Consider the following 13,425-nt stretch of genomic DNA (forward strand, 5'->3'; position numbering starts at 1 on the left):
TTTAATGGCGTTTTTGCTTTACACATTATTACCCTTAAAGCGGGTATGAGCATTGCCTATTTTTTCAAGATTGTATATTCTTGCAGCACATAAGATATAAGGCTGCAGTGGTAAAACCTATCCTGATTTTCTCCTGTTAACCACCTTATTCTAATTCGATAGTAACCGTTAAACGAGAGACTTATGAAACTACCATTTATTGCTGCAGGTTTAACCTTAGCAGTGAGCTTTAATACGGTACAAGCTAAAGTGCTAACTGTAGAAAAGCTCAATACACTCAATCAACTTCATGATGTGACCATCTCCCCAAAAGGTGAAGCATTAATTTATGGCTTAAAAAAAGGCACAAGTTCAAGTGACAACCACTTGTATCGTCAAGATATTAAATCAGGCAAAGTGACTCAATTAACGACTCATGAAAATTCTGAACATAATGTTGTGTGGGCCGATGATGGACAATCTATTTATTTTCTATCTTCACGAAGTGGTAGCTCACAAATATGGCAATTACCTCTCGCTGGCGGTGAAGCTAAGCAAATTTCAGATTTAGCAGTAGATATTAATGGTTTTAAGATTTCTAAAAACGGGCAAACCTTCGCTTTATCTATGACGGTTAAGCCTGGATGTCAGACCTTAGCGTGTACTAATGATGCGCGTAAAGCGGATAAAGAAAAGAAATATAATATTCGCGCTTACGATCAATTAATGGTGCGTCATTGGGATGTTTGGTTAACTGATTACAAAGAGCATTTGTTTGTTGCTAAACCTAATGCACAAGGTTTAATTACCCAAGCTGAAGATATTATGGTGAACTGGAGCAGTGATATTGCTGGTATCGGCAATGTGGCGATTCACCCAGAAGGCACTTCATTAGTATTTGCGGCAAAAGATTCGTCCAATGACGTGGCGGCAAAGGATCACTCTTGGACAACGAATTATGATTTATTTGAAGTAGATTTAGCAAAAGCAGCTAAACAAAATAGTTACGAGTTAGTAAATATTACTTCAGAAAACACCGCTTGGGATACCGCACCTGTTTATTCATCAAATGGACGTTTTTTAGCCTATAAGGCGATGTCTATTCCAGGCTATGAATCTGATAAATTTGCGTTGAAATTGCGTGATAACCGTTCAGGTAAAGTGCGTGATGTTGCCCCTAAATGGGATCGCTCTGTAAGCACATTGCGCTTTGCTGCTGACAATAAAACCTTATTAGTTACCGCACAAGATGTTGGTCAAAAAAGTATTTTCGCTATTACCCCAGAATTTAATGAAGTACAAAAGGTTTATGGTGTTGGTACAAATGGCGATGTATTAGCTCACGGCGATAACATTTACTTTACTCGTCACACACTAGGTTCACCTAAAGATATTTTTACTATTAGCCAAGACGGTTATGGTTTAAAGCAATTAACTGACATTAATAAAGAGAAATTGGCAGATATTCAATTTGCTTCATACGAGCAGTTTAATTTTAAAGGCTGGAATAACGAAAAAGTTCATGGTTATTGGTTAAAGCCAGCTAACTTTGAAGCAGGTAAAAAATATCCAATCGCTTTCTTAGTTCACGGTGGTCCACAAGGTAGCTTTGGTAATATGTTCCATTATCGTTGGAATGCGCAATTATGGGCTGCTAAAGGCTATGGCGTTGTGATGGTGGACTTCCATGGTTCAACAGGCTATGGACAAGAATTTACTCATTCAATCAGTCGTGACTGGGGCGGTAAGCCACTAGAAGACTTACAAAAAGGTCTTGATTTCATAGTCAAAGATCAGCCATGGTTAGATGGCGATAATGCTTGTGCCTTAGGGGCATCATATGGCGGATATATGATGAACTGGATTGCGGGTAACTGGTCTGATCGTTTTAAATGTTTGATCAATCACGCAGGCTTATTTGATATGCCAAGCTTTTATCAATCTACTGAGGAGCTTTGGTTCCCTGAGTATGATTTAGGTGGGCCATTGTTTGGCGATGAAAAAGGCAATATCAGTGACGATTACAATAAATATAATCCATCAGCTTTTGTTAATAACTGGAAAACACCTATGTTAGTTATCCAAGGTGAGTTGGACTACCGTGTGCCGTATGCACAAAGTTTAGGTGCATTTACCACATTGCAGCGTAAAGGTATTGATAGTCGATTAGTGATGTTCCCTGACGAAGATCACCATATTCGTAAGCCAGATAATTTAGTTGTTTGGTATGAAGAAGTATTTAAGTGGTTAGATAAATACACTAAATAATATGACTACTTAATTTGGTTTTTCAATGAACAAAAGGCACATTGTAATGATGTGCCTTTTTAGTAACTAAAGAGATGATAATCAGGAGGTGTAATGACCGTAGTATCAAAAGATAACGCTAAGCATTATTTTTGGGGAGAACAATGTGATGGTTGGCATTTAGTTCAATCAGGCAACTTAAGTGTTATTCAAGAACGTGTGCCCAGTGGTTGTGGAGAAAGTCGTCACTATCATGTCATTGCAGAACAATTTTTCTTTGTACTTTCTGGCGTTGCGACTATTGAATTGGAAGGTAAACTTTTTCAGCTGCAGAGCCACCAAGGTTTGCATGTTAAGGCTGGTATGTCACACCAAGTGACTAATAATGAAGCCACTGACTTAGTCTTTACGGTTACCTCAACGCCACCGAGCCATGGTGATAGAGTAGATAGAGTATAGGAGTTATTTTGCAGCAAATAATAGAAAGGGTTACCCCAGCAGAAGATTTTGTTAGGCTAAGAAAAGTAACAGGTTTAACACCAAGAAGCTTACTTGCAGCACAAAAAGCATTGCCTAATAGTTTGTACGGTGTACATATTATTTTAAATAATGAAGTGATTGGCATGGCGAGAGTGGTTGGCGATGGCGCACTCAATTTTGACATTGTAGATGTAGCGGTTGATCCAACATACCAAGGGTTGGGCTATGGAGCAATGTTAATGGAATATGTGATGAAATACCTTGATAAGACTGCTATGCCAACAGCCTATATTACCTTAATGGCAGATGTGCCAGAATTATATTTAAAGTTTGGTTTCAAGTATAGCCGCCCGGAAAGTGAAGGCATGTATATGGTGAAACCATAATTTATTGCGAGGGATTATAAGATGATAAAAGCAAGCTGCCACTGTGGCAATGTTCAAATAGAAATTCATGCTAAGACTGATACATTAACAAGCTGTAATTGCTCAATATGCCATAGGATTGGCGCACGATGGGCATATTTTAATCCTAAGGATATTAGAATTTCGCATCAAAGTGTTCCCACCAATGAATACCAATGGGGAGAAAAAATGATTAACTTTCATCATTGCCCGCAATGTGGTGGTACAACGCATTATACGCCCGTCGATAAAAATTCCACCAGAATGGCAATAAACTTTAGACATGTTGCAAAAGAGCTGACCCAAGGTTTAGCTATAAAGTACTTTGATGGAGCAGATACTTGGAAGTTTGTTGAAGAACCTTTTTAAAAGGCTATTGCCTTATCGGGTTTAGCTTTCCGGCTTTTATGGCTAAGCTAATCTGCTCTGAGAGCAAATTAGCGAGTTCTCGTTTCGATGACTTTTTCGAAAAAACAATGTAGCTGCCCACTGGTTGATTAAATTGGTAATTTGCCAATGAAATTTTTTGTTGAAATTCTTGCAAAGATATCAGCGGTCTGATGGTTTCTTCGCGTTCTAAAAATGTATCGATGTGACCTTTAAGCAACATTTTGACTAATTGCTTACGAGAGGTCACTTCAATTTTCTTGATCGCTTTATTTTCATCAAAGTCTTTAAAATAAGCGCCACCACGTAAAGTACCAACAAATAACCCTTCTAAATCACTCAACTGATTTATTGTTATTTTGCGTGAAGTTAAGGTGAAAAAACGCAATGGCTTATGCTGCATCAGATAGGGGGGCTCAATAAAGATAAGGTCTTTTTCACGCTCAGTTGATTTAAGTAACCCCATCATAATGTCTGCCTGACCATTTTTGACCATGGATAAGCAGCGTGCAAATGGACAGTGAATAAACTCTGTTGTTAACCCTGCCGCAGAAGTTACTTGCTTAATTATTTCGACATTTTCACCTAGCCACTCATCAGCAATAAAATCAACAAAAGGCGGCTCAATGAACATAGCCACTTTTAGCTGTTGCTCGCTTGCTTGCCCTGGAACGCTGAACAAGTAAAACAAAGAGAATAAGATCAAGATATGTTTCATATGCTTAGTGTAGTAAAAGACCTGCTAGAGTTCCTATAAATAGCTTCAATATTTACACTAAAATCCAATTATCAATGGATTATAACTATTCTGAATTATGCAAAAGTTAAACTAACCAATTCATAAACCATTGAATAATTATTGCATTTGAAATATCAATAAAAAATGCTCCAATTAGCGGGATTACAATAAATGCTTGTGGTGAAGCGCCGTATTTTTTTGTGACTGCTGTCATATTGGCTATAGCCGTTGGCGTTGCGCCAAGCCCCAAACCAGCATAGCCAGACGCAATAACTGCAGCATCATAGTTTTTACCTAATGCTTTAAAGACAATAAATATAGTGAAGAGAGTGATCACGAGTACTTGAGCAAGCAACAAGAGCAAAATTGGCATCGCCAAATCAATCAGCGTCCATAGCTGTAAACTCATTAATGACATAGCTAAAAATAACCCTAAACTAAAATCAGAAATGAGTGCTAAGGTTGGTGTGCCTGATGGCCAAGGTATGCTTTTCCATACAAGTGGTACGGTATTAGTTAAAATAATACCGCCGAATAAACAAGGAACAAATATGGGTAAAGTGATCCCCAAAGTTTGCAGGTATTGATGCAAGTGAATGCCAATACCAATGGCAATGCATAAAATAAGTAATACGGTATAAATAGTATTGACGGTTATTTTTTCTTCTTCGTGAGCAAAACCTACAGATAATTGTTCATTGCTAGATGAGCTCAATTGGTGTTTATTAATTAAATGATTTGCAATTGGACCACCGCATATACCTCCTAAAACTAAACCAAAGGTTGCACAGGCAATACCTATTTCCATGGCATTGTCTATGTTAAAGGATTCAGCAAAAATTGGTGCCCACGCAATGGCAGTACCATGACCACCACTAAGTGATACTGAACTGCCTAATACACCAACTTGTGGAGGTAACCCTGTTAATAAAGCTACTCCAACCCCGGTAATGTTCTGAATGAATAAGTAACAAACAGCAATAATAAGTAAAGTGATTAGGGCTTTACCACCTTTGAGTAATGTTGAAAATCGTGCGGATAAGCCAACACAGGTAAAAAAGATGACAAGTAAAATATCTCGTTGTTTTAAGGAAAAGTTGACACTTTGATCAAATATTAAATAAATACAACTAAATAGAACGGACGCAATAACACCACCTGTAACAGGCTCAGGAATATTGTATTTTTGTAGGAATTGAATTTTTCCATTTAAGAAACGGCCTAAGAATAAAACTAAAACCGCTAGAATAATTGTTTGTCGTGAGTCGAGTTCCATGGCTGAGCCTGCTTAGGTGTTTATTTAATTGATTCTAGTTTTTTTTCTAACTCGGCTAGTTTTTTATATATCTCAGCATTTTGTTGGAAAATATCTTCATTTTGTTTTCTTAGTTCGCGGTTTTTGATATTTGTATCGGCGAAACCAAAAATTTTATTGGCAAATATAGCACCAACACCACCTAATATTCCGACACCCAGTATAAACATCACAAAGACCGCGGCTCTTCCTATCAAGGTAACAGGATAAACATCACCAAAGCCTATGGTGGTTGAAGACATCATCATTAACCATAAAGCATCGGCGTAATTTTGTACTGGAGAAGTTTCAACTGTAATTTCAGCGAGGTAGGCTATATAGCCTAAGCTCAAATTTAGAACACTAAATACGGCAAAAGAAAGCAGGCCAAGAATGCCATAGTTATAGTTTTTTACGCCAAACTCATCCACCCTGTAAAGGTTAGTTTTTTCCATGGCATTTTGCAGAATAATCATATAGGTAGCCTCAATATTAAAATGAAATAAGCGTTTTTAAATAATACTACCTTAAGTTCATTAAGAGGCATAGTATGTAGCGATTCCTTAGTGGTAGTTTTGTCACTATCACTAAGGCTTTTAGGTTGAAAATTTGCACGAAAAAGTGTCTACTCGCCTTGGCTAATTTTTGACATTACCCAGTTAAAGTTTTCTCGAATAAACTGCTTATCTGCTGGAGAGGCTGATGCGATCATTTTTTGGTTTTGTTCTTCTTGAGCTTGCATTTGTTTAAATTCTTTCTCTAACTCAGCTATTCCTTCTTTGTCATGTTCACCTAGAAATCGCATACGATTTTTTAAAGCTTGTTCACGCATTTCTCTGTTTCTACCCGCATTGTAGTTCGGGTTGTGCTTTCCTTGCATAATGGCGCTAACTGCGCTCATAACGCGTATCGTATAGCGATAAAATGATTCAGCATTATCAAAGCCTGCTTTTTGGGCGAAAGTATTGACCTCTTTGTTCGCATCTGGATACTGCTTAAGCAATGCTAACATGGCATCAATATCCCCCATTGGAATGAGCTCTTGTTTTTGATGAAATTCAGGGTGACTGACTTCAAAATCAGGTGCATTTTTCATCGCCGCACTCATGCTTTCTATCTTTGTTTTAGTTAACTCGTCAGCAGCGAATGTTATTGTGCTCATTATAAGTAAAAGTAGTACTAAACAGTTTTTCATTATTGCTCCTTATTTGTCATATAATACGGATAATGTATACAAAACGAACAATCAATTCTAGGTGAAATTGCTATAAGTTATAATCGTGATTGTTATGTTGGTTAGCTTGCTTTTTTTACGGTGTGTTTTTGAAACTTCTTTTTACCTCGTTTCGGTTTAAAGGCGACTTTAGGTAAGCAAGAAAAATCTTGTTGTTCTGCGCTGTTTACCATTTGTGTAACGGTTTGCGTTAAGGGGGTCATAAAATGCTGGTAACTGGTTTCTTTTTCACTAATAGCTGTTAACGTAGCTTCCCACTGCGCTGTCATATCAGGAAGAGTCGCGTGTTCAGGTAGCGCATTGATTAAGGCAATGCCCGTTTCTGTGGCTATTATGGCTTTACCTTGTCGTTTTAAAAAGTCGCGTTTAAAGAGTAAATCAATAATACCAGCTCGAGTAGCGTCGGTGCCTAATCCATCTGTTTCGCGTAATACTTTTTTAATGCTGGCATCTTTCACATAACGGGCAATGCCTGTCATAGCACTTAACAAGCTAGCATCAGTAAATGAGGCGGGAGGGCTAGTGTTTTTTTCAATAAGCACACCTTCTTTACAGTGTAATGCTTGACCTTTGTTAAGCGCTGGTAATGCTTGATTGTTTGATGCTTCATGCGGTTCTTTTTTGTTTGCAGGAAAAAGTTGCTTCCATCCTTGTTCAGTTTCAATATTAACACGGCACGTAAATAACCCCTTTGCAATATTTACCGTAACATTGGTTTGTTGGAACTGATAAGCAGGATAAAATTGCACTAAATACTGTCTGACAATTAACCCATAAATATTTTTTTCAAAAGGGTTAAGCGTCAAGTTATTCGCTGACTTTTCGGTAGGAATTATAGCGTGATGCGCGGTGACTTTTTTATCATTCCAAGTTTTACTCTTTAACGAAATATCGGCGTTTTCTGCTTGTTGTTTTACTGATAAAGGCTGTGCTGGCAAGTTACTCTGGCTAAGCATTTTGACAATAGCAGGAGCTTGCTTAAATTGTTCTTTAGGTAAATATCGACAATCTGAACGAGGGTAAGTGATTAATTTATGCTTTTCGTATAACGATTGGCATACATCAAGTACTAGCTTGGCGTTCATTGAAAATTGTTTAGCAGCGCTTATTTGCAGACTAGACAAATTAAAAGGTAATGGCGCACTTTGCTGCTTTTTTTCTGTGTTTATATCCTCAACAATAGCGGGTTGATCACTTATTCGTGCAATGACATTTTCAGCTAAGGCTTTATTGAGCACTCGCCCTTCATTGTCACAATAAGGTTGGCAGTGTTCACTGGGTTGCCACTTTGCGCTGAAACCTTCATTTTGGTGAGTTTGTAAGTGTGCTAAAACTTGATAAAACGGTTTACTGATGAAGTTTGCTATTTCTTGCTCACGTCTAACGACGAGGCCAAGTACTGGCGTTTGCACTCTACCGACAGATAGTACACTGTTAAAACCTGATTTTTGGCCTTGAATGGTGTAGGCACGAGTTAAGTTTATGCCATATAGCCAGTCGGCTCGAGATCGCGCTAGAGCTGAAATTGATAACGGCATGAACTCACTGTTATGTTTAAGTGCTTTTAATGCTCTTTTTACTGCTGGAAGGTTGAGATCGCTGATCAACAGTCGTTTGATTTTTTCTTTTTTTGTTTTAGATACTTTCAGATAATCAATGACTTCATCAACTAAAAGCTGTCCTTCTCGATCTGGATCGCCAGCATGGATAACTTCATCGGCTTTCTTAACGAGTGCTCTTAATGCCGTCAGCTGGCTTCGGGTACGATAAATTGGTTTGAGCTGCCATTGTTCAGGGATAATAGGCAAGGTATTCATTTGCCATTTTTTTAGTTGAATATCGTAATCTTCAGGGTTAGCTTGCGCTAAAATATGACCAATGCACCAACTCACCACATCACCATTAGCTAGTTCAATATGGGTTTTATGGTTTTTATGGGGCTTAGGTAAGGCTGCCGCAATAGCTCGACCTAAACTAGGTTTTTCAGCAATATAAAGTTTCAAGGCGCACTACCTTTAGTCATCATAGTAATAGCATAACTCAAGCACTGTTTTTTTGTACAGTTAATTTTAAAGTGATTCTTTATTTAGGCGGTTTAGATATTAGTAGGATGGTTGTGCTTAATAGTCTTATTGTCTTTTACGAAACTTTTCAAGCTCAGTTAGTAGCCATTCCTGGCTGGTTATAGGAGTTTTACTGGGACAATGAATAAGATAGGCCTTTCCTGAAAATGTACTCTTAGCTGCAGCCATGCGGATGAAATCTTCAGTTGTTTTTATTTCATCACTATAGTAATTATATTTTTTATTAATGTGTTCAATGGCTTCTTCACCATTGTGAAAACTGCCGTTGCGTTCGAATTGGCAGGTAGTGGATTTTACAAAGTCGAGTAAAAAGGTTACCTCTATTTGGAGAGTAGTCTCTTCGGCATGAGATGCAAAATTACCTAACATGCAAAGCCATGTTATGAACAACGTTTTGGGCAATGAGTATTTCATTCACCTACTCTCTTTGATAAAGCGGTAGCTTGTGTAAAAAAAAGCAGCCTGAGCTGCTTTCTATTAAATAAATTTAATAATACCTAGTGTTAAACCATATCGCTAAATGGGTTTTGACTGGGTAAATCTATTGCGTGCTTATATTCAGCAAAGCTTAACTGTTCGTTGTTAATTTCAATGGCTTCCTCATCAAGTAAACCTTCGCCAAACTTGTAAATAATATCAAATTGACCTTGGTTAGCATTGTCACGATATTGCTGTTGTGCTGTTTCTACTTGTGAAAGTTTTTCTTGATAACTTGTCATCGCTGCTTCACCGTAGCGTTTAGAGAGCATATCAAGACTTACTTTAGCTGATAACACAGTTGCCGTTGCATTATTGCCGCCAAACCCTTTTGAGTTAATAAAAGCAATATCCATATCAGGGCAATGCCAATGATCGGTGGCAATATTTAAGTGTTGATTGTGAACATCTTCTGCTACTTCATCAATGGTTGTTACGCCAGGCATAATGTTGTCATGAAATACACCTAATGCTATTGCCATTTGATCGCCACTTGCTGGACCAATTGTGTGACCCACATATGCTTTCGGTGCTGCTACTGGCCAATTTTCAATGTTGAACGTTTCAGCAATACGATGATAAATGAGTGATTCGGTGACACGGTTTTGTGGTGTACTTGAACCATGAGCTAAAATAAAACTACGTTTTTGTAATGCTTCTTTTCCCAATATTTGTTCAGCTAATGCAACGGATTTTGCCATGGTTATATAATTACCAGGCCCTGGTGCAGTAATCGATTTTTTAAAGCCATCAGCATTAATGAATACATCGGCAACGGAGCCCATAATGTTTGCGCCCATTTCCATGGCTAAGGCATCATCCATCAATACGACAAACTGTGCACCCTCACCAATGGTAAAACCACAGTTACGACCAAAAGGTCTACTGGTTCTGCGATGATCGGCTTGTTCAGCTCCATCTAATTTCTTTAGCCCTTCTTCGTTGGCTAAAGCACTCATATTACCAAAACCTTCCACAATTTCTGGAGTAATTGGGGCTTCACTACTTCCAACCACAGCCACACGAACACGACCTGCATGAATGTCATGCACAGCAGCTCTTAAATTATAAAGAAAGGTTGCACAAGCCCCTGAAGAAGTAAACGTTGTGCCAACATTACCGGTTACATAGGCATTGATGAAGTCGGTCGACATGGTATTTAAACCAAGAGCTAATTGTTTTGTACTTACTCTTGAACCCATTAAGCGGCTTTTTAACATACCACCTAAACCTTCATCGTTAAGTTGACCTGCAACTGATGCAGAGTAAGCGCCAACTTGATCAGGTGTGATTTTCTCTAAAATAGCGTCCCATTCAATGCCGGTTGAGCGAATAGCATCGGTAGCAGCAAAAATGGTAGCTTGTAGCCCACGTGGTTGATAACGACTGTTGTAGAGCTTTTCAGGTAAGAAGCCTGTTGGCATCTGTCCCGCTGCTTTAATCGGATTATTACGGTAAGTATCATGAGTTATAGTTAATTGCTCAGGAATTTCTACGCTAACTCGGCCTGATTCAAGCTCAGTGACAACCCAAGATGAAGGGAGAGGTTTGGGTAATTCTTTTGCTTTAAGCTCAAATTTTATATGTTGCTCTGTCGGGGTAATATTCATTTTCTGATGACCATGGGTCGCATCAGGATCAAAATGATTCTTCTCTATTTTACGAATTAATGTGCCTTCAAGTATTTGCTTACCAAACTTTGCTTCTATATCGGTTTGAGCAACGGGGTTATTCTCTCCATCAACTAACTGACCATCTTGTAATGAAACTAAGTTCATTAAACTCGCTAAACCAACCATAGTTTCTTGGCGAGCTTGCGCTGTTAATTTATCAATAACTATTCGACGAAACCCTTGGTGAAAGGAAGTACGTCCAGCAGCATTAATGCCACCCATGCCAACAATTAAAGGTAAAGCAGTCATAGAAAACCCTAAAAAATAATAAGAACTAAATTCATTAAGGTTATTTTAGACAGCAATATAAATAATTAATCGGGTAAAACAGCCTAAAAATGAGCTATAATGGCCAAAAGTGACGTAAGGGAAGGGATAATGCCTGAAAAAATAGCTGTATCACCTAAATTACACGTGAGTTTAGCGATATATCAACATGTTTTAGCGACAAGTCTAACCTTGCCGGTGGAAATGTTGCTCGCTGGAGAAGCATATGCAAAACGTTATAATAAATCGATCGATAAACTGCAGACGCAGTTTATCAGTGATAGCGATGCCGTCATAAGTTCAAGAGCAGGTATGAGTTTAGTTGCTGATATTGTTTTGGCAGATATTGAGCACAGTGAACAAGTACCTGATTTCATTATTGTGCCTAGCTTATGGCGTAACCCAAGGCCTGTTTTAAGAAAGCAAACACGATTAATTAAATGGTTAAATCATTGTTGGCAGCATGGAAGTACTTTGATTGGTGTGGGTACAGGTGTTTGTTTTTTGGCTGAGTCCGGTTTGTTAGATGATCATCCCGCAACAACCCACTGGCACTATGGTGAACAGTTTAAACGTGATTATCCAGCGGTCGATTTAAAACCTGATTTTTTCATTACTCAATCTGAGCGTATATATTGTGCGGCAAGTTTAAATGCCTTAGCAGATATTATTGTACACATTATTGAGCAGACTTATGGCAGGGCAGCCGCACAAAATGTTGAACGTAACTTTTCTCATGAAATTAGAAAACCCTATGAAGAACAGCGCTATCTTGAAGGAGCGGTTGATCGGCATGCTGATGAATTAGTTGCTCAAATACAGTTTTGGCTCAGGACAAACTTACATTCAGAATTAAGCTTATCAGAAGTGGCTGAACAATTCGGCTTAAGTCAGCGTTCATTTACACGGCGATTTAAAGCTGCTGTGGGTGTAAGGGCGACACAATACTGGCAGCAGTTAAGAATTGAAGCGGCAAAAGATTTGTTAGCATCCAGTAATTTAACTATTCAAGAAGTGGCGGTACATGTGGGCTATCAAGATCAAGGACATTTAACTAAGTTATTTAAAACTCACCTAGGTTTAACACCGAAAAAGTATCGGGCTATGGTACGCAGAAAATTATTTAGTCAAGAATAAGCTGAAAATGTAGTTTTATTAATGTCGGCTTTTTTTACAAAAAATAATAAATCGTAATAGAGATTTTCTTAATATCTTGTTTTTTATTGATAATTATTGTTGGTGTGTATTTTGCTGTAGGCTGAAGGAATTTTATGCAAAGGAAAAAAGGACTATGCAAATTTTTATGAAAAATACAAAAAAGGTTGTTGCAGGAGCAGCGTTATCTTTATTGTTTTCAATATCAGCATCTGCATCAGTGATGCAGGGCACTTTTGACAGTGGGCTTCCTGCTGGATGGGATTGTACCGGGAATTGTGGCGCTGATGCAGCTAATGGTGTTGTAACGGCTCCGCCAACAGGAAACAGTCAATATGGCTGGGTTTCTACTGCAAATGGCGTAGACGGTACAGGTTTACCTAACATTATCGGTAAAGAAGGTTCAGTATTATTGTCAACGCTATTTTCGGCTGATGCAGGTGATGATCTAGAGTTTTTCTTTAACTACGTTACCTCTGATGGTTCGGGTTTTGCGGACTATGGTTGGGCAAGATTATTAGATGATAGCTTCCAACAAGTCGCTATGCTATTTACAGCACGCACTAAGCCTTCAGGAAATATTGTGCCAGGTGTTGATATGCCATTACCAGAAGCTACGCTTACGCCAGGTACAGTAGAAATTATTGGTGGTGGACCTGCCTGGTCAGTTTTGGGTACAGATAGTGGTCGCTGTTATAGTGGTGGGTGTGGTTATACAGGTTGGGTGCAGTCAAATTATAACATTTTAAATAGCGGTAATTATTACCTTGAATTTGGTGTGACAAACTGGACAGACAATGCTTTTGACTCTGGTTTGGCTTTTGATGGTATTACTATTGGTGGTATTGCTATTGATGAGCCAAAAGAAATACCAGAGCCAGCAGGTATTGCTTTATTTGGTTTGGCATTAATGTGCCTTGCTCGCGCTAAAAAGATCAGAAAATAAACCTTCATATTTGGGCTTCAATGCCAATTGAATTGGAACTGATTACTACAATAGTTAGG

13 protein-coding genes are annotated in these 13,425 nt (G+C 38.4%); 6 read left to right on the plus strand and 7 right to left on the minus strand.

The features are described from left to right. Window positions 1-183 precede the first annotated feature (183 nt). The 4 genes from EPA86_RS04720 (at window position 184) to EPA86_RS04735 (ending at window position 3,479) form a co-directional block, all read left to right on the plus strand. Window positions 184-2,247: a S9 family peptidase gene (locus EPA86_RS04720; RefSeq protein ID WP_140602272.1), complete on the plus strand. Its 2,064-nt coding sequence runs from the start codon at window positions 184-186 to the stop codon at window positions 2,245-2,247. Window positions 2,248-2,340: 93 nt separating this feature from the next. Further along, window positions 2,341-2,685 (plus strand): cupin domain-containing protein, encoded by a 345-nt coding sequence (locus EPA86_RS04725; RefSeq protein WP_140602273.1) that lies wholly within the window; start codon window positions 2,341-2,343, stop codon window positions 2,683-2,685. Between the two features lie 8 nt (window positions 2,686-2,693). Next, window positions 2,694-3,092, plus strand: a complete 399-nt coding sequence (locus EPA86_RS04730) for a GNAT family N-acetyltransferase (protein ID WP_140602274.1) — start codon at window positions 2,694-2,696, stop codon at window positions 3,090-3,092. Between the two features lie 21 nt (window positions 3,093-3,113). After that, on the plus strand, window positions 3,114-3,479 hold the full coding sequence (locus EPA86_RS04735) for a GFA family protein (RefSeq protein ID WP_140602275.1): 366 nt from the start codon (window positions 3,114-3,116) through the stop codon (window positions 3,477-3,479). 4 nt (window positions 3,480-3,483) lie between these two features. On the opposite strand, the gene EPA86_RS04740 is transcribed toward EPA86_RS04735, so the two are convergent. The 7 genes from EPA86_RS04740 to EPA86_RS04770 form a co-directional block, all read right to left on the minus strand. After that, the gene (locus tag EPA86_RS04740; RefSeq protein WP_140602276.1) at window positions 3,484-4,215 is read right to left on the minus strand and encodes a substrate-binding periplasmic protein; all 732 of its coding nucleotides are present in this window, start codon (window positions 4,213-4,215) and stop codon (window positions 3,484-3,486) included. Window positions 4,216-4,321: 106 nt separating this feature from the next. Further along, window positions 4,322-5,512, minus strand: a complete 1,191-nt coding sequence (gene gltS, locus EPA86_RS04745; protein ID WP_140602277.1) for a sodium/glutamate symporter — start codon at window positions 5,510-5,512, stop codon at window positions 4,322-4,324. Window positions 5,513-5,532: 20 nt separating this feature from the next. Then, the gene (locus tag EPA86_RS04750; RefSeq protein WP_246058261.1) at window positions 5,533-6,006 is read right to left on the minus strand and encodes a potassium channel family protein; all 474 of its coding nucleotides are present in this window, start codon (window positions 6,004-6,006) and stop codon (window positions 5,533-5,535) included. 149 nt (window positions 6,007-6,155) lie between these two features. Beyond that, on the minus strand, window positions 6,156-6,725 hold the full coding sequence (locus EPA86_RS04755) for a hypothetical protein (RefSeq protein ID WP_140602278.1): 570 nt from the start codon (window positions 6,723-6,725) through the stop codon (window positions 6,156-6,158). Between the two features lie 101 nt (window positions 6,726-6,826). After that, window positions 6,827-8,767, minus strand: a complete 1,941-nt coding sequence (locus tag EPA86_RS04760) for a DNA topoisomerase III (protein WP_140602279.1) — start codon at window positions 8,765-8,767, stop codon at window positions 6,827-6,829. Window positions 8,768-8,893: 126 nt separating this feature from the next. Continuing rightward, a complete protein-coding gene (locus tag EPA86_RS04765; protein ID WP_246058262.1) occupies window positions 8,894-9,262 on the minus strand; it encodes a DUF5329 family protein in 369 nt (122 codons plus the stop codon). Between the two features lie 89 nt (window positions 9,263-9,351). Next, entirely contained in the window at window positions 9,352-11,247 is a 1,896-nt protein-coding gene (locus EPA86_RS04770; RefSeq protein WP_140602280.1) for a beta-ketoacyl synthase, read from the minus strand. A gap of 129 nt (window positions 11,248-11,376) precedes the next feature. On the opposite strand from EPA86_RS04770, the gene EPA86_RS04775 reads away from it, so the two are divergent. Both EPA86_RS04775 and EPA86_RS04780 read left to right on the plus strand, forming a co-directional pair. Then, on the plus strand, window positions 11,377-12,402 hold the full coding sequence (locus tag EPA86_RS04775) for a GlxA family transcriptional regulator (protein WP_140602321.1): 1,026 nt from the start codon (window positions 11,377-11,379) through the stop codon (window positions 12,400-12,402). Window positions 12,403-12,568: 166 nt separating this feature from the next. Next, complete coding sequence (locus EPA86_RS04780) at window positions 12,569-13,366, plus strand: NF038132 family protein (RefSeq protein ID WP_140602281.1); 798 nt, start codon at window positions 12,569-12,571, stop codon at window positions 13,364-13,366. Window positions 13,367-13,425 lie beyond the last annotated feature (59 nt).

The sequence above is a fragment of the Litorilituus lipolyticus genome (assembly GCF_006439335.1).
Taxonomy (GTDB): Bacteria; Pseudomonadota; Gammaproteobacteria; order Enterobacterales; family Alteromonadaceae; genus Colwellia; species Colwellia lipolytica.

Coding starts and splice junctions, on each gene's coding strand:
- EPA86_RS04720 (WP_140602272.1), top strand. CDS start 184: ATGAAACTACCATTTATTGCTGCAGGTTTAACCTTAGCAGTGAGCTTT.
- EPA86_RS04725 (WP_140602273.1), top strand. CDS start 2,341: ATGACCGTAGTATCAAAAGATAACGCTAAGCATTATTTTTGGGGAGAA.
- EPA86_RS04735 (WP_140602275.1), top strand. CDS start 3,114: ATGATAAAAGCAAGCTGCCACTGTGGCAATGTTCAAATAGAAATTCAT.
- EPA86_RS04740 (WP_140602276.1), bottom strand. CDS start 4,215: ATGAAACATATCTTGATCTTATTCTCTTTGTTTTACTTGTTCAGCGTT.
- gltS (WP_140602277.1), bottom strand. CDS start 5,512: ATGGAACTCGACTCACGACAAACAATTATTCTAGCGGTTTTAGTTTTA.
- EPA86_RS04750 (WP_246058261.1), bottom strand. CDS start 6,006: ATGATTATTCTGCAAAATGCCATGGAAAAAACTAACCTTTACAGGGTG.
- EPA86_RS04755 (WP_140602278.1), bottom strand. CDS start 6,725: ATGAAAAACTGTTTAGTACTACTTTTACTTATAATGAGCACAATAACA.
- EPA86_RS04765 (WP_246058262.1), bottom strand. CDS start 9,262: ATGAAATACTCATTGCCCAAAACGTTGTTCATAACATGGCTTTGCATG.
- EPA86_RS04770 (WP_140602280.1), bottom strand. CDS start 11,247: ATGACTGCTTTACCTTTAATTGTTGGCATGGGTGGCATTAATGCTGCT.
- EPA86_RS04775 (WP_140602321.1), top strand. CDS start 11,377: ATGCCTGAAAAAATAGCTGTATCACCTAAATTACACGTGAGTTTAGCG.
- EPA86_RS04780 (WP_140602281.1), top strand. CDS start 12,569: ATGAAAAATACAAAAAAGGTTGTTGCAGGAGCAGCGTTATCTTTATTG.